The organism is Roseovarius sp. BRH_c41 (assembly GCF_000961715.1).
GTDB lineage: Bacteria > Pseudomonadota > Alphaproteobacteria > Rhodobacterales > Rhodobacteraceae > Roseovarius.
In genome coordinates, this window is sequence record NZ_LADY01000066.1 from 1 (window position 1) to 20,672 (window position 20,672).

Sequence of the window (20,672 nt, forward strand, 5' to 3'; positions counted from 1 at the left end):
GACACTGTGTTGATTGCAGTGGGCGGCGGCGGGCTGATTGCCGGGGCGCTGGGCTGGCTGGGGGCGCGGCGGCAGGTGGTCGCGGTCGAGCCCGAGACATCCTGCGCGCTCAATGCGGCGCTGCTGGCGGGCGCGCCCGTGGATGTTGAAGTATCTGGCGTGGCGGCCAATGCGCTGGGCGCGCGACGGATTGGCGGCATTTGCTTTGATCTGGCAGAGGCGCAGGGCGTGGCAAGCGTGCTGGTCAGCGATGCGGCTATTCTCGCGGCGCAGGCGCTCTTGTGGCGGGAGTTGCGGCAATTGGTGGAACCGGCGGGGGCCACGGCGCTGGCGGCGCTCTTGTCGGGGGTTTACCGTCCTGCGGTGGGGGAACGGGTGGCGGTTCTGATCTGCGGCGGCAATATCGCGCCTGATCCGCTGGCATAGGGCACGAGCACCACGCGCGCGCCGGACACGAGCGCCATGGCGGGCCGGTCAGCAAGTGCCACGGCGGCCAGCGTCATCAGGACACTGGCCGCTGCAATCACGATTTCGCAGATGCCGCGCAAGGTCGTTTAGCCTTTGCCGACGATGTTATGTTCGGGGCCGAACGGAAAGCCGGTGATATTCTCGGCCCCATCCTCGCCGATGACCAGAATGTCATGTTCGCGGTAGCCACCGGCACCGGGCTGACCCTCGGGGATCATCACCATCGGTTCCATCGACACCACCATGCCGGGTTTCAGCACGGTGTCGATATCCTCGCGTAGTTCAACCCCCGCCTCGCGGCCATAGTAGTGGCTGAGCACGCCAAAGCTGTGGCCATAGCCGAAGGAGCGGTATTTCAGCAGGTCCCAGTCGCGATACATCTCGTTGAGTTCGATCGCGATATCCATGCAGCGCGCGCCGGGCTTCATCAGTTCCAGCCCGCGGCGATGCACGGCGACGTTTTTCTCCCATATGTCGAGGCTGGCGTCATCGACGTGATCGCAGAAAAGCGTGCGTTCGAGCGCGGTGTAATAGCCAAAGATCATCGGAAAGGTGTTGAGGCTGAGGATGTCGCCCGATTGCACCACACGGTTGGTCACGGGGTTATGCGCGCCATCGGTGTTGATGCCCGACTGGAACCATGTCCAGGTGTCCATCAATTCGACAAAGGGGAAGGATTTGGCAATCTCACGGATCATGGCATTTGTGCCCGCAATGGCCACCTCGTGTTCGGGCACGCCTGCCTTGACAGCGCTCGCCACGGCATAGCCCCCCACGTCACAGATGCGCGCGCCTTCGGTGATGAGCTTGATTTCCTCGGCGGATTTGATGGTGCGCATCCACATCGAGGGTTGGCTCACGTCCACCAACTCGACGCCGGGCAGGGCATCCTGCAAAAGCTGGCGATAATCGAGCGAGACATGGTCAAACTCGATGCCGACGCGGCGGGCGCCTTTGGTCAGGCCCTGCACCGCGCGGTAGAAATTGTCGCGCCGCCAGTCTGTATAGGTGACGTTGCTGCCGAATGTCCGGCGCCACGGCTGACCGCCGTCGATGCCCGCCGAAATCGTCGTGGCGTTCTTTTGGTCAATGACCATGCCATATTTGCGACCGAAATAGCAGTAGAGCCAGCCTGAGTAATAATTGATGCAGTGATAGGAGGTGAAGAGCGCCGCATCGACATTGTTGTCGGCCATCCAGGCGCGCAATTCGTTCTGGCGGCGGGCCATTTCATTGTCGGAAAAGGGCGAAAATTCCTTTTCTCCGTTGTGCCATTCGGTCACGTGCAGCATGTCGTCAAGCATTTGGGTCACTCCTCACTGGCTTGGATGTTTATCCGCTAGCAGCAATGATGCTCTAAACAAAATTAATAGGTTTGATCTGAGGATAAGGAAAAGAAATACAATCTAGCTGCGCGCATGGGTTGGTTTGCGGAACGCGCTGACGCCTTCGGTGATCTGTTCGATCAGTTTCAGCGCCGCGTCAGAGGCTTTGATATGTTTGTAAAAGAGCCCGACATGCAGATTGGCGAGGGGTGGAAATCCCTCTTTGGGTGAGAGGACGCGCATGCCGGGCAGCAACGTCTTTTTGGTGAGGGCCGTCACGCCCATCCCATCCAGAACGGCGTTTTGCACCGCCGTGATGCCGGGGCTCTCGAAGCAGATGCGCCACTCGCGCCCCTCGGTGTTCAGGGCGTCAATCATCCGCTTGCGGTAAAAGCAGCCCTTGGGGTGGGCGATGATTTGGACCGGCTTGTCGAGCGAGAATTGATAGTCACGCCCGCAGACCCAAAAGGGGCGTTCGGACCAGTAGAGCGAGACATAGGGCGCGGGCATCGTATCGGTGATGGCGATGGCAAGGTCCAAGTCATCGACATGCAATTGGCTTAGGATGTTGCGGCTCCAGTCGCAGCGGATGTCAAAGGTAACGTCAGGATTGGTGCGGGCGAAATCGGCGATGATGCGCTGAAAATATCCAATCGCGTAATCGGTGGGCAAACCCACCCGCAGCGTGCCCATGAATTGAGCCTCGTGCAGGTTGGCAACGGCGCGATCATTCAGGCGCAGCATCTCGCGGGCATAGCCGATAAGGGCGTGACCCTGCGGTGTCAGATCCAGAACCTTGCCCTTGTGATGCAGGAGCTTGGCGCCCACCAGATCCTCCAACCGCTTGATTTGGAGAGAAATTGCAGGTTGCGTGCGACCCAGAACGTGACCGGTTTCAGTGTAGTTACCAAGGTCCACGACGGTGACAAAGGTGCGGATCAGGTCGGTTTGCAGGTTTACGAAATGGCGCATGATTAAGAATCCTTATTCACTCATTGCTACTATGAATTTTGCGCATGAGGCAAGCTGTTCTAGGATCAGCCAATCCGAAAAGAAAGGCAACGAAATGGCCCAAGATACCGTTTTTGCAGCAGAATTAGCTTGGCCTGAGTATCAGCGACGGGTTGCGCGGGGGGCTGTGCCGATTCTCATCCCGCTGGGCTCTATGGAGCAGCATGGTCACCATATGCCGATGCATGTCGATGTGCTCTTGCCCACCGAATTTGCGCGCCGCGCTGCGGTTGAGGTGGGCGGGCTGGTGGCACCGCCCTTTACCTATGGGTACAAGTCGCAGCAGAAATCCGGTGGTGGCAATTTCTTTCCGGGCACGACCAGCCTTGATGGTGCCAGCCTTGTGAATGCGCTCAAGGATGTGATCCGCGAGTTTGCGCGCCACGGCAATCGTCAGATCTGCATCGTGAATGGTCATTTCGAGAATTCATGGTTCATTGCCGAGGGGATCGACCTTGCGCTGCGCGAATTGGGCTGGTCGGGCATCCATGACACTAAGGTCGTGGTGCTGTCCTACTGGGATTTTGTCGATCAGGCGGCGATTGCAAAGCTCTATCCCGAGGGATTTCTGGGCTGGGATATCGAGCATGGCGGTGTGCTGGAAACCTCGCTGATGCTGCGGCTCTATCCGGACCTTGTGTCGCTGGAGCGGGCGGTCGATCATGCGCCTGCCAGCTTTCCGCCCTATGATGTCTATCCGCCGCATCCCGAGTGGACGCCCGCCAGCGGCACGCTGTCCTCACCCAAAAATGCCAGCGCTGAAAAGGGCGATATCCTGATTGATGTCTGCACGCGCGGCATCGTGGCCGCGCTGCGCACCGAGTTTGCGACGCGCGACCGCGTGGCGGCTGAGTGACGAGATTGAAAACAAAGAATAAATGCATGCCAACAAGGAGAACACAATGACCCTGAGAACCCCGACCCGCCGACATCTCTTGAAAATGACCGCAGGGGCCGCACTCGCCACGCCGTTTCTGTCGATCCGGGCGTCGGCACAGACCGTCAATCTGTCGATGCTGGCCTGGTACGGCCATGCGGAGCCCGATATCGTTGGGGCTTTCGAAGAGGAAAACAACGTCAAGTTCACGCCGAAATACTATACCGGCGGTGACAATATGCTGGGCCTGATCGCGCAATCTCCGGCGGGCACCTATGACGTGATCCTGTCGGATGCCGAATATGTGCAGCAGTTGAATGCGGCGGGTTATATCGAGGCGCTCGATGCCGCCGATTACGCCTTTGACGATTTCTACCCGGAGTTCCAGAAATTCCCCGGTCATTGGCAGGGCGATACGCTCTATTCGGTGATCACGCGCTTTGGCTTTCTGGGCGTGGCGCATAACACCGATGTGCTGAGCGAAAAGGATGCGGCGAGCTATTCGGTGTTCTCTGACGAACGTGTCACGGGCAAGCTGGGGCATTTCGACTGGCATCTGCCGAACCTCGGGCAAATGAGTCTCTCGGCGGGCAATGGGTCTGCTTATGACATCGACGCGGCGGGCTGGGACAAGGTGCAAGAGGCCACGATGGCGCTGCGCGGTCAGGTCGGCGGGTTCTTTGACTATGGCGGCACGTTCTCATCTCTCAATGACGGGCAGATGCTGGCCTTTGCCGGGATCGGCGACTGGATCACCGGTGTTCTGGAAAAGAACGGTGCCAAGGTCCGCACCACCATCCCCGACGAGGGCGGGTTGCAGTGGACCGAGTCCTTTTCGATTGGCAAGGGCACGCAAAACTACGACATGGCGCGCAAGTGGATCCAGTGGATCACCTCTGCCGAGGGTCAGGCGAAATCCGCTGATATGGCAGCCTATCCCGCGCTCATCCCCAACAAGAAGGGATGGGAGGTGCTCAACGCGACCAATCCCGCCGAGGCCAAGCGGCAGAATATGCTGCTGGGCCAGCATAACGCGATGGACATGATCCGCGAGGGGCGTATCCAGTATCGCCAATTGCCCGTACAACAGAGCCTAGAGGACTGGAACGACTTCTGGTCCGACTACAAGGGCGCCTGACGCAAGGCGCTTGGCCGGGGTCTCTTTCTCCCCAGACCCCGGCACTGCCCTCTTGCCTCTGAGAAAGCCGCATTCCATGACCCGACCCAGCCTATTCTCGCTCACTTTGGCGCTGCCGCTCTTGATCTGGCAGTTGGCGTTCTTTGCCGTGCCGCTGCTTTTCCTGATTGCCATCAGTTTCTGGACCGTGCGCAATTTCCAGATGATGCCGGATCTGAATTTCGCCAACTGGGAGCGTATTCTGACGCGCGGCATCTTTTGGGATGCCTATGTGCGCACCGCTGTTTTGGCCACGGCAAGTGCGGTTCTGACCAGCGTCATCGCCTTTCCGGCGGCCTATGCGATTTCGTTCAAACTGTCGGAGCGGGTCAAGCAATGGGTGATTTTCGTGCTGATCATCCCGTTTTTTACCAGCTACCTTGTGCGTATCTATGCGCTGCAAGTGTTCCTGTCGGATGGGGGGATCATCAACGCAGCGCTGGGGATGCTGGGGATTGGGCCGTTCGGGATGCTCAACACCACGTTTGGGACACTGGTGGGCATGGTCACGCTCTGCCTGCCGCTGGTGATCCTGTTGCAGGTGTTCAGCCTCAATTTCGTAAATCGCGATCTGGTCGAGGCGGCGCATAATCTGCGCTGCGGGCGGCTGCGCACGGTGTTTTCGGTGATCGTGCCGTCGGCGCGGGTGGGTCTGGTGATTGCGGCGCTCTTTGCCTTTATCCTGTCGTTCGGTGATTTCGTCAGCCCGCTGTATCTGGGCGGGGGCAATCCGCCGACGCTCTCGATCCTGATCACCGATATCACCAAATCTGGCCAGCAATGGCCCCGCGCCGCTGTGGTCGCATTGATGATGATCGGCACGCTGCTGACCGTGGCCTTTGCCGCCATCACCTATGCCTATAAGGAGCGCGGCAAATGACCGGCAATGACAATCGCCTGATCAATGGCGCCCTGAAACTGCATATCGCGGTCTGCGTAGTCTTTATCTTTGCGCCGATCCTTGGAAGTTTTGTCTTTTCGCTCAATTCAGACCGGTTCCCGTCGCTGCCCTTGGGGCATTTCTCGACCGAGTGGTATCGGCTGATCTGGGAAGACCCGTTCGTCTGGGCCGGGTTCCTGAATACCGTGCTCGTGGGGCTGATTGTGGCGGTGATTGCGACGGTGCTGGGGTTTGGCGGGGCCTATACCGATTTTCGCTACAACTTTTTTGGCAAGAACGTCTATCTCGCGCTGGCGCTGTTGCCGCCGACCATTCCGGTGGTGATCATGGGGTTGGCGATGCTGGCGTTCCTGTCGCGGGTGAACCTGTCGGGGAGTGCGATTTCCATCATCATCGCGCATGGCGTGATGTGCAGCCCCTTTGCCATGGCCATCATCCGCCTGCGCCTGTCGCAGATGGACCCGGACCTGGAGGCGGCATCGTGGAATCTGGGGGGCAATGAATGGGCGACGCTGCGCCATGTCATCATCCCCTTTACCAAGCCCGCGATATTCGCCGCGCTGTTCATCACCATGGCGGTGTCGTTCGACGAATTTGCAGTGGCGTGGTTCGTTTCGGGCCTGAATGAAACGCTGCCGGTGAAAATCCTCGGGTTTCTTCAGGGGCAGGTCAGCCCGCGGATCAACGCCATCGGCTCGCTCGCCTTTCTGAGTTCCATCACGCTGATCATCCTTGCGCAGATGCTCTTGCGCAATTCGACAAAGGAAAAGTCATGAACATGCAAACCCCCGTAAAATCCGAGGCCATTGTCAGGCTGGAAGGTGTGGTCAAGAGGTTTGGTGAGTTCACCGCCGTGGAACGCGCGGATTTCGAGATCGGGCGCGGCGAGTTTCTGGCGATCATGGGCTCGTCGGGCTGTGGCAAGACCACGACGTTGCGCATGCTGGCGGGGTTGGAGGACCCGAGCGAAGGCAATATCTATCTCGACGGGGCGCGGGTGAACGGCAAGGCGACATGGGACCGTGACACGCCGATGGTCTGGCAGAGTTTGGCGCTGTTTCCGTTTCTCACGGTGCAGGAAAACGTTGAATTCAGCCTCAAGATGCGCGGCGTCAGCACGGCTGAACGCATAGAGCGGGCGCGCAAATGGCTGGATAAAATGCAGATCCTCGAATTCGCGGATCGCAATGTCTCGCAATTGTCGGGTGGTCAGCGGCAGCGTGTGGCACTGGCCCGCGCGCTGGTGACAGAGCCGAAAATCCTGTTGCTGGATGAGCCGCTTTCGGCGCTCGATGCGCATCTCAAGGTGCGGATGCAGGCGGTTCTATCCAATCTGCAAAAGGATCTGGGCATCACGTTCGTTTATGTCACCCATTCCATGTCCGAGGCGTTTTCGATGGCCGACCGGGTGGTGATCATGAGCCGGGGCAAGATTGAGCAGATCGGCACGCCGCAGGAAATCTATCATGCGCCGCGCAATCGTTTCGTGGCGGAATTCCTTGGCTCGGCCAATATCTTTACCGGCATGCTGGTCGAGAAATCCGGCGATCTGTGGCAGGTCGAGACGGCGCATGGCCGCTTTGCGGTCAAGGCTGGTCCGACGCCGGTGAAATCGGTCGGCGATACGGTGTCCTTTATCGTCAGCGCCGAAAAGATGCAGATCAGCGCCGCAGATACGGGCGTTCCGGGTCTTCGCGCGCGGGTGGTGGGCGAGGAGTTTGTCGGTGCCTCGGCCATCGTCTTTCTTGAGACGGACGCAGGTGAGGAGTTGAAGGTGCAGAAAAGTCATGGTGAACTGGCCTCTATTGATCTGCATTCAGGAAGCCCCCTGAATCTGCATTGGGAGCCAGAAGCCTGTCATGTCCTACCCGGAGAATGACGCTCATGTGACGCGCAAGGCGATTGTGCCGCAGGGGGCGGCATTCTTTGCGATCGAGACCACCAAACCCGCCCGGCATTTCGCCTTTCACCTCTTGCCGGATTTCACGCTGCTGGCATTCAGCGCGGCGCTTGATCCACTGCGCATCGCCAATCAACTGGCGCAGCGCCCGCTCTATCGCTGGACGGTCACCTCTCAGGATGGGGAGCCGGCGGTCAGCTCTTGCGCCATGTCCGTAAATGTCGATCAAGGGCTCGGGAGCTTTCCGCGTGAGACCGATCTTGTGGTGTGCGGCGGCACAGTGCGCACCGGCGCGGGCAGCAAGAATTTGCTGTCGCTGCTGCGCCAGCATGCGCGCTTTGGTGGGCGCGTGGGCGGTATCTGCACCGGGGCGATTTCACTGGCGCAGGCGGGGCTGCTGGAGGGGCGGCGTGCAACGCTGCATTGGGAAAACCAACCCGCCTTTCGTGAGAAATTCCCCGAGGTCGAGGTGACGGGCAACACCTATGAGGTGGATGGCGGGATTTTCACCTGCGGCGGCGGGGTCGGGGCCACCGATATGATGTTGGAAATGATCGAGTCCGATTATGGTCGCTCTTTCGCGGATGTGGTGGCCGATATGTGCCTCTATAGCCAGCGACGGGCCGAGCGCGGCCCGCAGCGCGCCTCGATCAGCAATGCGCTGGATAGCCGCAATCCGCTGTTGGTGCGGGCGATTAAGGTGATGCAGACCAATATCGAGACGCCGATCAGCATGGATGATCTGGCCGATGCGGCAGGCTGTTCGCGTCGTCAGATGGAGCGGCTCTTTGTGAAATACCTGCGCAAGACGCCCTATCGTTTTTTCCGCGATCTGCGGCTGGATCATGGCCGGAGCCTCTTGCGGGAAACGGATTTGAGTGTGACCGAGATTGCCATGGCCTCTGGCTTTGCCTCGCCCATGGTGTTCATCAAGACCTTCCGCAGCCGCTTTGGTCATTCGCCGGGGCAATATCGGCGGGCGGGCTGAGTGCGACAGCGCTTGTCGCCGCGCAGGTGATGTTGTCAATTGGGGGCAACTGACAGCAAAGGGCCGGTGATATGGACATGAATTTGGGAATGCGCCCCGAGATGCGTGCGCTTTTGGCGCGGGTGGCAGCAATGGTGCGCGACGAGATCATGCCGCTGGAGGCTGAGTATTACGCGGAAATCGGCAAGGGGGAGCGGTGGGGATACACGCCGCGACAGGCCGAGATTCTGGAGGGGCTCAAGGCGCGTGCCAAGGCGGAGGGGCTGTGGAATTTCTGGCTGACCGACAGCGCGCGGGGCTTTGGCCTGAGCACGGTGGAATACGCCTATTTCGCCGAGGCCATGGGCAAGACCCCGATGGGGGCCGAGGTGTTCAACTGCAACGCGCCCGACACCGGCAATATGGAGGTGTTCGAGCGCTATGGCACCGAGGCGATGAAGGCGCAGTGGCTGGCACCGCTCTTGGAGGGGGATATTCGCAGCGCCTATCTGATGACAGAGCCGGATGTTGCCAGTTCGGATGCCACCAATATCGCGATGTCCTGTGTGCGGGATGGCGATCATTATGTGCTGAACGGCCAGAAATGGTGGGCGACGGGCGCGGGTGATCCACGCTGCAAGGTCTATATCGTGATGGTGAAAACCGGCGGCGATGACCTGCCCAAGCATCAGCGTCATTCGATGATTGTTGTGCCTGCTGATACGCCCGGTATCGAGAAACTGCGCCCGATGCAGGTCTACGGCCATGACGATGCGCCGCATGGGCATATGCATTTCAAGTTCGAGACTGTGCGCGTGCCAGCGGAGAACCTGCTCTTGGGTGAGGGGCGCGGGTTCGAGATTGCCCAAGGGCGGCTTGGGCCGGGGCGTATTCACCATTGTATGCGCGCCATAGGGCAGGCCGAGGCGGCGCTTGAGATGATGTGCAAACGCTCTCTGGCGCGCGAGGCGTTCGGCAAGCCGCTGGCGCAATTGGGGGCGAATTACGACGTCATCGCGGAATGCCGCATGGAGATTGAACAGGCGCGTTTGCTGTGTCTCAAGGCCGCGTGGATGATGGATCAGGGCGATGCGCGCGCGGCGGCCCCGTGGATCAGTCAGATCAAGGTGGTGGCGCCCCGTGTGGCGCTCAAGGTGATCGACGAGGCGGTGCAGATGTTCGGCGCGCAGGGCATTTCGCAGGATGTGCCGCTGGCGGCGATGTGGACGCATGTGCGCACGCTGCGTCTGGCAGATGGCCCGGACGCGGTGCATCGCAGGCAAGTGGCGCGCGCCGAGTTGCGTCAATATACACAAGCAAAGGTCTGAGCGTTTTCGCACAAGGGGTTCTGCGGCAGGGAACGCATCTCACGCTTTGGTGAACGGTCAAGCGGTTTCAAAAACTTGCGCCTCTGATTAGCTGCACGGTGACCACATCACACGCAAAGGAGAGGTCCATGACTGCTGAGTTTCGAGTGGAGACACCCCCCGTGAGTGACGATCAGGCCGCTGGTAAGGCCAAGGACTTGTTAGAGGGCGCGCGCGCCAAGCTGGGGTTCGTGCCCAATATGTATCGCGGCATGGCCGTCAATCCCGGCCTCTTGTCCACCTATCTGCATGGCTACGCGCTCTATCGCGAGTCGGGCAATTTCACCCCGCCCGAGCAAGAGGTTGTGTTTCTGACCATCTCGCTGGCCAATGGCTGTGACTATTGCACCGCCGCGCATTCGATGCTGGCGATCAAGATGTCCAAGCTGGGCGAGGCGCATACGCAGGCGCTGCGCGACGGCAAGCCGCTGAGCGATGCCAAGCTGGAGGCGCTGCGCAAATTCACCTATCAGATGTGGGAGACACGCGGTCTGCCGACCAAGGCCGACGCCGAGGCGTTCAAGGCCGCAGGATACGGCGATGTGCATGTGCTGGAGATCATTTTGGCCTTGGCGGTCAAGACGATCAGCAACTATGCCAATCACGTCAATCACACGGATGTGGATGAGGTCTTTGCGCCCTTTACCGTCGACAAGACGGTCGAACCGGCCTGAGTTCCGGATGTCTGCGCCCTCAGGTGTTGGGGGCGCAGAACAACTCGTACACCACTTCGAGCACCTTGCGGGGCCGATCATCCGCAAGGCTGTAGTATATCGTCTTGCCGTCGCGCCGCGCCGTCACCAGCCCTTCGAGCCGCAGGCGGGACAATTGCTGCGACACCGCCGCCTGACGCGCCGAGAGCAAGGTTTCAAGTTCTGTCACCGATCGCTCGCCCGACACCAGATGGCAGAGAATCATCAACCTTCCCTCATGGCTGATGGCCTTGAGGAAGTTTGCGGCATTGGTCGCATTATCGACCATGCGATCCATTTCTGCCGGATCAAGTGTGTCATCGAGAATGGGAAGGGGCATTTTCCGAGATTCCTGAGCGTGGTCCTCGTTTACTTAGGGCGTTTTTGTCGGATTTGCAAAAGCTGGCGGGGCAATCCTGTGAAAAAGTGACCAGATGTGGCGCGCAAAGCGCCATCCCGCCCGGGGCGCTGCCACAAATTCGAGCGATGCCCTTGCAGCCCCTTGGGCGCAACACTAAGACTCCTTTAGGAACTGGCCGGTTACGGTTGGAATGATTTAATAAGCCCGACAGCATCGGTTGGGCGCAGGACAGGCGGGCTGTGATGAAAGACCCTATGGACATCTATATGAACACCCTCGTTCCGATGGTGGTTGAACAGACCAGCCGGGGCGAGCGGGCCTATGATATTTTCTCGCGTCTGCTCAAGGAGCGGATCATTTTTCTGAGCGGTCCGGTGCATGACGGCATGTCGAGCCTCATTGTGGCACAGCTCTTGCATCTTGAGGCGGAGAATCCGTCCAAGGAAATCAGTATGTATATCAACAGCCCCGGCGGGGTCGTGACCTCGGGTCTGTCGATCTATGATACGATGCAATACATCAAGCCCAAGGTCAGCACGCTGGTCGTGGGTCAGGCCGCGAGCATGGGCAGTCTCTTGCTCACGGCGGGCGAGCCGGGGATGCGGTTCTCGCTGCCCAATAGCCGGGTCATGGTTCACCAGCCTTCGGGTGGCTATCAGGGTCAGGCGACCGATATCATGATCCACGCGCGTGAGACGCAAAAGCTCAAGGATCGGTTGAACGAAATCTATGTCCGGCACACCGGACAGACGCTGAAAAAGGTCGAAGAGGCGCTCGAGCGGGACAATTTCATGTCGCCGGACGAGGCCAAGGCCTGGGGATTGATCGACGAGATCGTGGCCAACCGTGACAAAGTCGACGAGGCGAAGAAATAAACGTGATCCGGCCCGAGGGCGGGCCGGATATTTTCGGATTGTGGTGCCATACGGCCTGACTTAAGCTGACGGGTAGCACAGATCACAGACGAGGCCCCGCGCGGGGCGCGCGGACGGCAGACGGCGCAGGGCCCGAAAGGTACGGAATGGCGAATAACTCAGGCGGCGACAGCAAGAACACGCTCTATTGCAGCTTTTGCGGCAAGAGCCAGCATGAGGTGCGCAAACTGATCGCTGGTCCGACCGTGTTCATCTGCGATGAATGCGTCGAACTCTGCATGGATATCATTCGCGAAGAAACCAAGACCGCCGGTATCAAATCGAGCGAAGGTATCCCTGCGCCGCGCGACATCTGCAAGGTGCTTGACGATTATGTCATCGGTCAGGCGCGCGCCAAAAAGGTTTTGTCGGTGGCGGTTCACAACCACTACAAGCGTCTGAACAATTCCGGCAAGAGCGACATTGAACTCAGCAAATCGAATATCCTGCTGATCGGGCCAACGGGCTGTGGCAAGACCTTGCTGGCGCAGACGCTGGCGCGGATTCTCGACGTGCCCTTTACCATGGCCGATGCCACAACGCTGACCGAGGCGGGCTATGTGGGCGAGGATGTGGAGAATATCATCCTCAAGCTGCTGCAATCGTCTGAATATAATGTCGAGCGCGCGCAGCGTGGCATCGTCTATATCGACGAGGTCGACAAGATCACGCGCAAGTCCGAGAATCCTTCGATCACCCGCGACGTGTCGGGTGAGGGCGTGCAGCAGGCGCTGCTCAAGCTGATGGAAGGCACGGTTGCCGCCGTGCCGCCACAGGGCGGGCGCAAGCATCCGCAGCAGGAGTTCCTGCAAGTGGACACCACGAATATCCTCTTCATCTGCGGCGGGGCCTTTGCCGGTCTCGACAAGATCATCGCGCAGCGCGGCAAGGGGAGCGCCATGGGCTTTGGTGCCGATGTGCGTGACAATGATGCGCGCGGAATTGGCGAGATATTTACCGATCTGGAGCCCGAGGATTTGCTGAAATTCGGTCTGATCCCGGAATTTGTCGGACGTCTGCCCGTGATTGCGACGCTTGAGGATCTGGATGAAGACGCGCTCGTTACCATTCTGACCCAGCCAAAGAACGCCCTTGTGAAGCAATACCAACGGCTGTTTGAATTGGAAGGTGCGCAACTCAGCTTTACCGATGACGCGCTCAAGGCCATCTCAAAGCGTGCCATCGCGCGCAAGACGGGCGCGCGCGGGCTACGCTCGATTCTCGAAGACATCCTGCTCGATACCATGTTCGACCTGCCCAGCATGGAGCATGTCGAAGAGGTTTTGGTCAACGAAGAAGCGGTCAATTCAGACGCCGCGCCGTTGATCATTTACGCCGAGAGCAAGGGCAAGAAAGAGGGCGCCAGCGCCGGTTGAGCCTGAAGCACTACAGGTCGCAGAGCCCGCAACGCGCGTTGCGGGCTTTTGCTTTGGCGCGATTGCGGTGGGCCGCGCATCAGGCGGAGCGATGCGATGCGGCGCCACGGGCACTGGACCTTCGCCGTCAAATCCGCCATATCGGATGGGAATTATGTCGGAGGGTCGAATGGGCATTCTCAACACCTTGCTGCGCTCGGTTACCTGGTGGAACGGGCAGACGCTCAACACCCAGTTTTATACGTGGCGCAGGGGCGTCCGGGTGGGTGAAGATGCGCAGGGCAATGCGTTCTACCGCACCGGCGACGATAAACGCCGCTGGGTGATCTTTAACGGCGAAGCCGAGGCAAGTCGGGTTGACCCTGATTGGCACGGCTGGTTGCATCACACCTATAAAGAGCCGCCGACCGACAAACCGCTCGCGCACAAGTCGTGGGAAAAGCCACATAGTGAGAACTTGACCGGAACGCCACTGGCCTATGCGCCTGCAGGGTCAATCCGGCGCGCGGCACCGGCAGAGCGGCGCGACTACGAGGCGTGGTCGCCGGAATAAGGGTCAGGATATGTCAGAGAGTAAAACCGAGGTTCTGGTTGGCGGCGTCGTTCTAGCCGTGGCAATCGGGTTCCTGGTCTATGCGGGCAAGACCACCGGCATGACCAGCGGCGGTGCGGGTGAATATCCGCTCAGCGCCAGTTTCCGCAGCGCCGATGGGGTGAGTGTGGGCACTGATGTGCGCCTGGCTGGCGTCAAGGTTGGACGGGTCACGCAAATCGCGCTCGACCCTGAGACCTATCGCGCCAAAACCACCTTTACCGTGCAAGACGGCATCAACGTGCCCGATGACAGCGCCGTTGCGATTTCCTCTGAGGGGCTTCTTGGCGGCAATTACGTCGAGATCATGCCCGGTGGATCGCCGTTCTACGTCGAACCGGGGTCCGAGATTGAATTCACCCAAGGGTCTGTGAGCCTTGTCTCCTTGCTGATGAAATTCGTATCGGGAAGCGAGGATGGGGCCACGCAATGAGAGCGCTCTGGCTGACCCTCGGCCTCTGTCTCGCGGCTGGTGCGGGTGTGGCGCAAGAGGTGGCGACGGTTGCACAAGGCGCCATCCTGCGCGGTCTCGACAAGATCAATGGTCAGGCCAGTGATCTGGACCTGGCGAATGGTGAGATGGGTGCCTTCGGCACGCTTGACGTCGAGCTTGGCGAATGCCGCTATCCCGAAGGCAACCCGGCCGGGGATTCCTATGCCTATCTGACGATTCGCGAGCAGAATGGTGGGGCTGTGGTTTTCTCAGGCTGGATGTTGGCCTCGTCTCCGGCGCTGAATGCGCTGGAACATGCGCGCTACGACATCTGGGTCTTGCGCTGCAAGATCTGACTCGGATCGGGATCAAATGGCGGGTTGGTGATGTCTGCCTCGGTTTCCATCGCCTCTTGCAAGAGCGCGCGGTACTGAACACGCGGAATTTCACGTCCGCCAAGACGCCCGAGATGTGGGGTGATGAACTGCGTGTCAAAGAGGCTGAACCCGCAGCGGGCAAGGTGGTCCGTCAAATGGGCCAATGCCAGTTTCGAGGCATCAGTCCGGCGTGAGAACATGCTTTCGCCAAAGAACGCGGCCCCAAGGGCCACGCCGTATACCCCGCCGACAAGCTGCCCCTCCTGCCAGATTTCCAGAGAATGCCCGTGCCCCTGCTGATGGAGCGCGAGATAGGCGCGATGGATCGGTGGGCTGATCCATGTATCGGCACGGTCTGCACAGCCCTGCACCACCGCCTCGAAATCATGGTTGAGTGTCGCCTCATAGTGACCCTGACGCATCCGGCGTGCCAGAGAGCGCGAAATGTGAAAGCCGTCGAGCGGAAGAATGCCACGGTGATGCGGATCGACCCAGAACACGTCTGGATCGTCACGATGCTCTGACATGGGAAACACGCCAGAGGCATAGGCCTGAAGCAAAAGGGCGGGGGTCAGGGGTGTGGTCATGGGGCCTGCGGCGCTGAAAACGGTCGGTGCTTAAGGGTTCAGTATCTTTTGTCATGTTACAAGGTCAAAGGCGATACTGGGTGATAGGTGTGTGATGACGATCCTCGGGTATGGGTTTGCCAAAGCAACGGGCGATGTCCGGACGGGCGGGATCAACCGTGCGCAGGCGCGGCATGCCATGCTGATCGATGCCTTTCGCCACGCCATTGCCGATTCGTCGGTGATGCTGGTCGGGGCCGGGGATGGCGCATGGTGTTATGCGCTTGCGGCGGCGGGCGGGTTGCAGGTGGTTGGGATTGAAACCGATGCGGGTCTGGTCGAGCGGTTTGGCAGATTGCCGGATGTCGGATTGCGCGAACGTATTGATCTGCGCTGTGCCGATCCGATCGAGGAAATCCGATCCGAGGTGCGCGCCGGGCGGCAATATGATGTGATCATCCTTTTTGATCTGCTTGACCAGGGTGCGGATCTGCATGATCTCTTCGGTCTGATCCGTGAGTTGGAGCCGCGTCTCGTGGTGGTGGATGGCTGGTTTGTCGCCTCTGAGGATCCGATTCTCTGGATCGAACGCTCGCGCGAAGCGCTGGCGGGGCGCGCGCGACCGACACGGGTGCCGAGCCAAGGGGCCGTTGCAATGGTCGCCTTTGACAGCGGCTTTGATCTCGACTGGATTGACTGGACCGTGCTCGATCCCGACGTGCGGCAGGGTCTTGAGGATTACTATGCCACCGGACCCAAACGGCGCGCCAGTTTCACTCTGACACCGGAGCAAACCGCCTGATGGGATGCGGCAAAGCGCTTGAAGAGGTCACACGGGAATCATTGTTCCCGTGAGCAGCGCGATATGGGCTTCAGCCCCATCCCTGAGCGCATACACGTCCGCCTGAACAATCACCAGACGGCGCCCCGGCTTGATCACCCGCCCACGGGCGATCAGGCGCTCGCCCTGCGCCGGAGCGAGTAGATTGATCTTCATCTCGGTTGTCAGAACCTCTGCCCCCTCGGGCATCATGCTGAGCGCCGCGTAGCCTGCGGCGCTGTCGCCAATGGCAAAGGTCAACCCGGCATGGCCAAAACCGTGTTGTTGGCGGCTTCCGGGCAGAATGGGGGCTTCGATCTCGATCTGACCGGCGGAAACCGCGACCAAGCGTGCCCCAAGCGTGGTCATCATGGACTGAGCGGCAAAGCTCTGCCGAATTGTCTGTTCGATGTCAGGGGACATTCGTGCCGACTTTCCCATTGATTACATTGTCGTATTGAGTTGACAGTAAAGTGATCCGAGTTGCTGTCGTTAGATTGGACTAGAACGCACAGGCTGATAAATGCATATCGAAAGGGAACGGGCAAGGGTGGTACGTTGAACTGGACTGACCTTCGACTGCATTTCGTGGAAACGTTTTCGATCCTGTTTTCGTCTGTCACATTCTATGTTTGGGCGGCGGCACTGGGTATTGTGGTGCTCGCCGGGCCGTTCGGCAGCTATGACACAATGAGCATGCCGATCCGCATGGTCTATTGGTCGTTGGTTGTCACCGCTGGATTTGTGATCGGATTCGCCGCACGCGCGGTCATGCGCGCGCTTTTGCAGCACCGGCATCCGGCCCTGTTCGACCTCGGGGCAAGTTTTCTTGTCGGGATATTCCTCGGGCCTCTGATCTGGGTATTGCGCGGTTGGCTGGACCCGGTGTTGGGCTATGAGGATCTGACACTCATCAAGATCACTCTGAACACCTTTTTTATAGCGAGCGGCATTTTCGTTGTGCGTCGACAGATCGGCGCCGAGTTCCCGTCCAGCTATTGGCCCCAGACAGACCCCTACATTTCCCCCCAAACCCGGCTTCACCGGCGGCTGTCCTGTCCGCCCATGGCAGAGATTCATCGGCTGACTGCCAATAATCATTATGTCGAGGTGGCGACCAGCGTCGGCATAGAGACCCTGCGTTTGCGTCTGGTGGATGCCATCGAAGAGATGGAGCCGGTGGCCGGATTTTGCACCCACAGATCGCACTGGGTCGCCATCGACGCCATCTCGAGGATGGAGCGCCACAGCGGGGGCAAGGTCTTTGTGCTTCTCAAGAATGGTGATCGGGTGCCGGTCAGCCGCAAGTACCGGCCGAATCTCGAGGCGGCGGGTCTGTTGGAGCCACCCGACGTTTCCGCTCAGGGTCGTTGACGGGACCGCTCTGCGCGCGGCATCGGCACCGCATGCACCATGGCCCCTGTGAGCACGGCGATGGCTTCGGGGCGCATCAATCCGGTGAGGACCGGATCATCTGACCACAAGCCGCCCGTATAGGTGCCAAAAGCGGGCAGAATCACCCGGTCGCTGTCTATCAGAAAGGCGGGGCGGCTCAGGCCGCACCCTTTGAGCGCCAGCCGCATCTTGGGGTGGTAATGCCCTGAGATTTCACCGCTTTGACCGGCGTGGGCGATATGGCGAAAGCAGAGCGGTGGCACCGGCAGTTCGGCCATATGCGCGCCACCAAGGTCAACCGGACCCGGATCGTGATTGCCCTCAATCCAGACCCAACGCCGCCCCGCCTGCAATTTGGCGATCCAGAGCTTTTCCGCATCGGGGAGGTGGGCCGCGGCGGCGCTGTCGTCGAAACTGTCACCAAGGCAGATGATGGTCACCGCCCCGGTGCGGCGCAGATCACTTTCGAGCCGGGTGAGTGTGTCGCGGGTCTCGTAGGGGGGCAGGGGCGGCTCGCCCAACCGGGCACGGCGCAGCGCCTTGCCTAAGTGGAGATCAGACACGCATAGGAGGTTGCGCGCCTCCCAATAGAGCGCGCCCGAGGGAAGGGCCGTGAGCGCCGCGCCGGCGAGGGTGAATCCGTATCCGTCCATGTCGCAGTGGTGACCTTTGGCGTTCGGAATGGCAAGGGCATGCGCAGTCGCGCTAGCGCGTGATTTCGCGCATTGGCGCGAGGCCCGCCGCCGCCAGAAGCCGCGCGCTTTCCTCGGCCAAGAGCCGCTCTTGGGCTGCGCCCTCTACCGGCATCCGCCCCGCCTCAAGAAAGAGCGGTGCTGCCAAGGGACTCACTCGCGCCAGCCGCCGCAGGGTGACGCGCCCCGCGATGCGCGCCAGCATGTCCTCGATCCGGCCAAAATCCACGAGGCCGCGCATCGCCTCTTGCCGGGTGATGTCAAGGAGCAGGTGACCGGGATCGTATTTCACCAACGTGTCATAGAGAATGTCCGACGACAGCGTCGCCTGCCGCCCATTCTTGCGCGCGCCGGGGGTGTTGCGCTGGATCAGCCCGGCAATGGTGGCCGAGGCGCGAAAGGTGCGTTTCATCACGGCGTTGGACATGAGCCAGCTTTCAAGTCCCGCGCGCAGGGCATCGGGGGCCAGAAGGGGCGCCGCATCCGTCACAGGCTCCAGCCCCCAGATCAGCGTGGCGTAATCGGTGGCAACAAAGCCCAGCGGTGCCAAGCCCGTCTCTTCCATCCGTTTTGTCACCAAGAGGCCCAGCGTCTGCATCGCGTTGCGCCCGGCAAAGCCATAGATGCAAAGGTGCTCGCGCGCCTCATGGGCAAAACTCTCGATCAGCAGGCTGTCGGGTTCCGGCATTTGCGACACCTGCCGTTGCAGGTGCAGCCAGTCGCGCACAGGGTCCGGCAGATCAGGCCAGTCGGGGGCACCAAGCATCTGCAGGATGCGTTCTGATAACTGGGTCGAGGTGGCGAATTTGGTGCCCATATAGGTGGCAATCTTGGGCTTGCGACCGGGATCGCGGCTGACCTCCACCACCATCTCGCGCAGGGATTCAAAGCGCACGATCTGTCCGCCGATGAGAAACGTATCGCCGGGGGTGAGGGTGGCGGCAAAGCCTTCTTCGATCTCGCCCAAGGGCTTGCCGCCGCGCGTGCGCCGCATCCGGACCTTGAGCGTGTCGGTATCCTGAATGGTGCCGATGTTCATGCGGATGAGGCGGGCAGAGCGCGGATCGCGCAATTGCCAGCCCCCGTCGGGGCGCTGTTGCAGGCGCTGCCATTGGTCATAGGCCCGCAGCGCATAGCCCCCCGTGGCGCAAAAATCGAGGCAGGCGTCGAATTCGGCACGGGTGAGGGTGGCATAGGCCCCGGCACCCGTCACCTCGGCAAAGAGGGCATCGGCGTGGAACGTCCCGGCACAGGCACGGATCAGGATATGCTGGCAGAGCACGTCACGCGGCCCCGGCCCGCGCGTCTCGCCATCCAGATCGCGCGCGCGCACGGCCTCAAGGGCTGCGCGGCATTCCACCACCTCGAACCGGTTGGCGGGCACGAGGAGCGCCTTGGACGGCGCGTTGTAGCGGTGATTGGCGCGCCCGATCCGCTGCACAAGGCGTTTGACGTTCTTGGGCGCGCCCACCTGAATAACCAGATCGACATCGCCCCAATCCAGCCCGAGATCGAGACTGCCGGTGCAGACGACGGCGCGCAGATCGCCGCGCACCATCGCCGCCTCGACCCGTTCGCGCTGCACCCGGTCAAGGCTGCCGTGATGGATGCCGATGGGCAGCGCCTCGTCATTGGCAAGCCAGAGGTTGTGAAAGAAAATCTCGGCCTGCGCGCGGGTGTTGTGGAAAATCAGCGTCGTCTTGTGCTGTCGCACCGCATCCAGCACGGCGGGGATCGCATAGGCGGCCCCACCCCCGGCCCAAGGGGGCGACTCTGTGGTCTCCAACATGGCGATGTCGGGCTCTGGTCCCGGATCGGCCATGAGGATTGCGCAAGGGCTGCTGCCATGGGCCATGTAACGCGCAAGGGCGGACGGGTCTTCGACCGTGGCCGATAAGCCCACGCGCCGCATCTCGGGGCAGAGCGCCTGAAGCCGGGTCAGCGCCAGCATGAGTTGATCGCCGCGCTTGCTCTCGGCCAGGGCATGCACCTCGTCGATCACGACGCGTTTCAGGCCTGCGAAAATGCGCGGCGCGTCCTCGTAAGAGGTGAGCAGCGCCAGACTTTCGGGCGTGGTCAAGAGGATATGGGGCGGGTCGGCGCGTTGGCGGCGCTTGGTGTGCGAGGAGGTGTCGCCGGTGCGGTCCTCGATCCGGATGGGCAGGCCCATGTCCGTGACCGGCGTGGTCAGGTTGCGCCGGATATCGGCCGCGAGCGCCTTGAGCGGTGAGATATAGAGCGTATGCAGCCCGGTGTGATCGCCCGTGGCGAGATCGGCCAGCGTCGGCAGAAACCCCGCCAGCGTCTTGCCTCCGCCGGTGGGGGCGATGAGCAGCGTTGCGGGGTCGTCCGCCCGCGCCAGCATCTCCGCCTGATGCGGGTGAAGCTGCCAGTCGCGGGCAGAAAACCACGTTGCAAGAGGGGCGGTCAGGGCGCACATGACGCTCTATCTAGCGGCGGG

General features: G+C 60.6%; 23 protein-coding genes. 16 read left to right on the top strand and 7 right to left on the bottom strand.

Annotated features, from left to right (window positions below; translation table 11 throughout):
- On the top strand, positions 1–426 hold a 426-nt coding region (locus VR71_RS22605; protein ID WP_045686603.1), incomplete at its 5' end, for a pyridoxal-phosphate dependent enzyme.
- 128 nt (positions 427–554) lie between these two features.
- Here VR71_RS22605 and VR71_RS22610 read toward each other — a convergent pair.
- Positions 555–1,772, bottom strand: coding sequence for a M24 family metallopeptidase (locus tag VR71_RS22610; RefSeq protein ID WP_045686604.1), 1,218 nt, complete (start codon positions 1,770–1,772; stop codon positions 555–557).
- A 102-nt stretch (positions 1,773–1,874) separates the two neighbouring features.
- Entirely contained in the window at positions 1,875–2,765 is an 891-nt protein-coding gene (locus tag VR71_RS22615; RefSeq protein WP_009816358.1) for a LysR substrate-binding domain-containing protein, read from the bottom strand.
- A 94-nt stretch (positions 2,766–2,859) separates the two neighbouring features.
- Between VR71_RS22615 and VR71_RS22620 the strand changes: the two genes are divergently transcribed.
- The 8 genes from VR71_RS22620 to VR71_RS22655 all read left to right on the top strand — a co-directional run bounded on the left by VR71_RS22620 (position 2,860) and on the right by VR71_RS22655 (position 10,667).
- A complete protein-coding gene (locus VR71_RS22620; RefSeq protein WP_040651071.1) occupies positions 2,860–3,660 on the top strand; it encodes a creatininase in 801 nt (266 codons plus the stop codon).
- Between the two features lie 46 nt (positions 3,661–3,706).
- Positions 3,707–4,819 carry a spermidine/putrescine ABC transporter substrate-binding protein gene (locus VR71_RS22625; protein ID WP_296430772.1) on the top strand — a complete coding sequence of 371 codons (1,113 nt, stop codon included), beginning with the start codon at positions 3,707–3,709 and terminating at the stop codon, positions 4,817–4,819.
- A 76-nt stretch (positions 4,820–4,895) separates the two neighbouring features.
- Positions 4,896–5,738 (top strand): ABC transporter permease, encoded by an 843-nt coding sequence (locus VR71_RS22630; RefSeq protein ID WP_045686606.1) that lies wholly within the window; start codon positions 4,896–4,898, stop codon positions 5,736–5,738.
- Positions 5,735–6,535: an ABC transporter permease gene (locus VR71_RS22635; protein WP_009816362.1), complete on the top strand. Its 801-nt coding sequence runs from the start codon at positions 5,735–5,737 to the stop codon at positions 6,533–6,535. Before VR71_RS22630 ends, VR71_RS22635 begins: the two co-directional genes overlap by 4 nt.
- Complete coding sequence (locus tag VR71_RS22640) at positions 6,532–7,638, top strand: ABC transporter ATP-binding protein (protein ID WP_045686607.1); 1,107 nt, start codon at positions 6,532–6,534, stop codon at positions 7,636–7,638. The genes VR71_RS22635 and VR71_RS22640 overlap by 4 nt, the downstream gene beginning before the upstream one ends.
- The gene (locus tag VR71_RS22645; protein WP_009816364.1) at positions 7,619–8,647 is read left to right on the top strand and encodes a GlxA family transcriptional regulator; all 1,029 of its coding nucleotides are present in this window, start codon (positions 7,619–7,621) and stop codon (positions 8,645–8,647) included. The genes VR71_RS22640 and VR71_RS22645 overlap by 20 nt, the downstream gene beginning before the upstream one ends.
- 71 nt (positions 8,648–8,718) lie before the next feature.
- The gene (locus tag VR71_RS22650) at positions 8,719–9,954 is read left to right on the top strand and encodes an acyl-CoA dehydrogenase family protein (protein ID WP_045686608.1); all 1,236 of its coding nucleotides are present in this window, start codon (positions 8,719–8,721) and stop codon (positions 9,952–9,954) included.
- 128 nt (positions 9,955–10,082) lie between these two features.
- Complete coding sequence (locus tag VR71_RS22655) at positions 10,083–10,667, top strand: carboxymuconolactone decarboxylase family protein (protein ID WP_045686609.1); 585 nt, start codon at positions 10,083–10,085, stop codon at positions 10,665–10,667.
- A 19-nt stretch (positions 10,668–10,686) separates the two neighbouring features.
- Here the strand turns inward: VR71_RS22655 and VR71_RS22660 are convergent, their stop codons facing one another.
- Positions 10,687–11,025, bottom strand: a complete 339-nt coding sequence (locus VR71_RS22660; protein ID WP_009816367.1) for a helix-turn-helix transcriptional regulator — start codon at positions 11,023–11,025, stop codon at positions 10,687–10,689.
- A 263-nt stretch (positions 11,026–11,288) separates the two neighbouring features.
- Between VR71_RS22660 and VR71_RS22665 the strand changes: the two genes are divergently transcribed.
- The 5 genes from VR71_RS22665 (at position 11,289) to VR71_RS22685 (ending at position 14,717) form a co-directional block, all read left to right on the top strand.
- The gene (locus VR71_RS22665) at positions 11,289–11,921 is read left to right on the top strand and encodes an ATP-dependent Clp protease proteolytic subunit (RefSeq protein ID WP_009816368.1); all 633 of its coding nucleotides are present in this window, start codon (positions 11,289–11,291) and stop codon (positions 11,919–11,921) included.
- Positions 11,922–12,067: 146 nt separating this feature from the next.
- Positions 12,068–13,336 (top strand): ATP-dependent Clp protease ATP-binding subunit ClpX, encoded by a 1,269-nt coding sequence (clpX, locus tag VR71_RS22670; protein ID WP_045686610.1) that lies wholly within the window; start codon positions 12,068–12,070, stop codon positions 13,334–13,336.
- 169 nt (positions 13,337–13,505) lie between these two features.
- Positions 13,506–13,889 carry an NADH:ubiquinone oxidoreductase subunit NDUFA12 gene (locus VR71_RS22675; RefSeq protein WP_009816370.1) on the top strand — a complete coding sequence of 128 codons (384 nt, stop codon included), beginning with the start codon at positions 13,506–13,508 and terminating at the stop codon, positions 13,887–13,889.
- A gap of 10 nt (positions 13,890–13,899) precedes the next feature.
- Positions 13,900–14,361: an outer membrane lipid asymmetry maintenance protein MlaD gene (gene mlaD, locus VR71_RS22680; protein ID WP_045686611.1), complete on the top strand. Its 462-nt coding sequence runs from the start codon at positions 13,900–13,902 to the stop codon at positions 14,359–14,361.
- Positions 14,358–14,717: a DUF2155 domain-containing protein gene (locus VR71_RS22685; protein ID WP_045686612.1), complete on the top strand. Its 360-nt coding sequence runs from the start codon at positions 14,358–14,360 to the stop codon at positions 14,715–14,717. Before mlaD ends, VR71_RS22685 begins: the two co-directional genes overlap by 4 nt.
- Here VR71_RS22685 and aat read toward each other — a convergent pair.
- Positions 14,684–15,325 (bottom strand): leucyl/phenylalanyl-tRNA--protein transferase, encoded by a 642-nt coding sequence (gene aat / locus VR71_RS22690; RefSeq protein WP_045686613.1) that lies wholly within the window; start codon positions 15,323–15,325, stop codon positions 14,684–14,686. The genes VR71_RS22685 and aat overlap by 34 nt on opposite strands.
- Before the next feature lie 94 nt (positions 15,326–15,419).
- On the opposite strand from aat, the gene VR71_RS22695 reads away from it, so the two are divergent.
- Positions 15,420–16,106 carry a class I SAM-dependent methyltransferase gene (locus VR71_RS22695; protein WP_045686614.1) on the top strand — a complete coding sequence of 229 codons (687 nt, stop codon included), beginning with the start codon at positions 15,420–15,422 and terminating at the stop codon, positions 16,104–16,106.
- A 27-nt stretch (positions 16,107–16,133) separates the two neighbouring features.
- Here VR71_RS22695 and VR71_RS22700 read toward each other — a convergent pair whose 3' ends face one another.
- The gene (locus VR71_RS22700) at positions 16,134–16,547 is read right to left on the bottom strand and encodes a PaaI family thioesterase (protein WP_009816375.1); all 414 of its coding nucleotides are present in this window, start codon (positions 16,545–16,547) and stop codon (positions 16,134–16,136) included.
- A 135-nt stretch (positions 16,548–16,682) separates the two neighbouring features.
- Here VR71_RS22700 and VR71_RS22705 point away from each other — a divergent pair, with 135 nt between their 5' ends.
- Positions 16,683–17,498 (top strand): LytTR family DNA-binding domain-containing protein, encoded by an 816-nt coding sequence (locus tag VR71_RS22705; RefSeq protein WP_254656371.1) that lies wholly within the window; start codon positions 16,683–16,685, stop codon positions 17,496–17,498.
- On the opposite strand, the gene pdeM is transcribed toward VR71_RS22705, so the two are convergent.
- Complete coding sequence (pdeM, locus tag VR71_RS22710) at positions 17,486–18,172, bottom strand: ligase-associated DNA damage response endonuclease PdeM (protein WP_045686615.1); 687 nt, start codon at positions 18,170–18,172, stop codon at positions 17,486–17,488. The genes VR71_RS22705 and pdeM overlap by 13 nt on opposite strands.
- Positions 18,173–18,224: 52 nt before the next feature.
- Positions 18,225–20,651 carry a ligase-associated DNA damage response DEXH box helicase gene (locus VR71_RS22715; RefSeq protein ID WP_045686616.1) on the bottom strand — a complete coding sequence of 809 codons (2,427 nt, stop codon included), beginning with the start codon at positions 20,649–20,651 and terminating at the stop codon, positions 18,225–18,227.
- Positions 20,652–20,672: the final 21 nt, after the last annotated feature.

What these genes read in the sequence shown, in the direction of transcription:
- VR71_RS22685 (WP_045686612.1), top strand. Translation starts at nt 14,358, where the DNA reads ATGAGAGCGCTCTGGCTGACCCTCGGCCTCTGTCTCGCGGCTGGTGCG.
- clpX (WP_045686610.1), top strand. Translation starts at nt 12,068, where the DNA reads ATGGCGAATAACTCAGGCGGCGACAGCAAGAACACGCTCTATTGCAGC.
- VR71_RS22665 (WP_009816368.1), top strand. Translation starts at nt 11,289, where the DNA reads ATGAAAGACCCTATGGACATCTATATGAACACCCTCGTTCCGATGGTG.
- VR71_RS22615 (WP_009816358.1), bottom strand. Translation starts at nt 2,765, where the DNA reads ATGCGCCATTTCGTAAACCTGCAAACCGACCTGATCCGCACCTTTGTC.
- VR71_RS22610 (WP_045686604.1), bottom strand. Translation starts at nt 1,772, where the DNA reads ATGCTTGACGACATGCTGCACGTGACCGAATGGCACAACGGAGAAAAG.
- VR71_RS22655 (WP_045686609.1), top strand. Translation starts at nt 10,083, where the DNA reads ATGACTGCTGAGTTTCGAGTGGAGACACCCCCCGTGAGTGACGATCAG.
- VR71_RS22635 (WP_009816362.1), top strand. Translation starts at nt 5,735, where the DNA reads ATGACCGGCAATGACAATCGCCTGATCAATGGCGCCCTGAAACTGCAT.
- VR71_RS22695 (WP_045686614.1), top strand. Translation starts at nt 15,420, where the DNA reads ATGACGATCCTCGGGTATGGGTTTGCCAAAGCAACGGGCGATGTCCGG.
- pdeM (WP_045686615.1), bottom strand. Translation starts at nt 18,172, where the DNA reads ATGGACGGATACGGATTCACCCTCGCCGGCGCGGCGCTCACGGCCCTT.
- VR71_RS22715 (WP_045686616.1), bottom strand. Translation starts at nt 20,651, where the DNA reads ATGTGCGCCCTGACCGCCCCTCTTGCAACGTGGTTTTCTGCCCGCGAC.
- VR71_RS22650 (WP_045686608.1), top strand. Translation starts at nt 8,719, where the DNA reads ATGGACATGAATTTGGGAATGCGCCCCGAGATGCGTGCGCTTTTGGCG.
- VR71_RS22630 (WP_045686606.1), top strand. Translation starts at nt 4,896, where the DNA reads ATGACCCGACCCAGCCTATTCTCGCTCACTTTGGCGCTGCCGCTCTTG.
- VR71_RS22660 (WP_009816367.1), bottom strand. Translation starts at nt 11,025, where the DNA reads ATGCCCCTTCCCATTCTCGATGACACACTTGATCCGGCAGAAATGGAT.
- aat (WP_045686613.1), bottom strand. Translation starts at nt 15,325, where the DNA reads ATGACCACACCCCTGACCCCCGCCCTTTTGCTTCAGGCCTATGCCTCT.
- VR71_RS22620 (WP_040651071.1), top strand. Translation starts at nt 2,860, where the DNA reads ATGGCCCAAGATACCGTTTTTGCAGCAGAATTAGCTTGGCCTGAGTAT.
- VR71_RS22700 (WP_009816375.1), bottom strand. Translation starts at nt 16,547, where the DNA reads ATGTCCCCTGACATCGAACAGACAATTCGGCAGAGCTTTGCCGCTCAG.
- VR71_RS22645 (WP_009816364.1), top strand. Translation starts at nt 7,619, where the DNA reads ATGTCCTACCCGGAGAATGACGCTCATGTGACGCGCAAGGCGATTGTG.
- VR71_RS22675 (WP_009816370.1), top strand. Translation starts at nt 13,506, where the DNA reads ATGGGCATTCTCAACACCTTGCTGCGCTCGGTTACCTGGTGGAACGGG.
- VR71_RS22625 (WP_296430772.1), top strand. Translation starts at nt 3,707, where the DNA reads ATGACCCTGAGAACCCCGACCCGCCGACATCTCTTGAAAATGACCGCA.
- VR71_RS22640 (WP_045686607.1), top strand. Translation starts at nt 6,532, where the DNA reads ATGAACATGCAAACCCCCGTAAAATCCGAGGCCATTGTCAGGCTGGAA.
- mlaD (WP_045686611.1), top strand. Translation starts at nt 13,900, where the DNA reads ATGTCAGAGAGTAAAACCGAGGTTCTGGTTGGCGGCGTCGTTCTAGCC.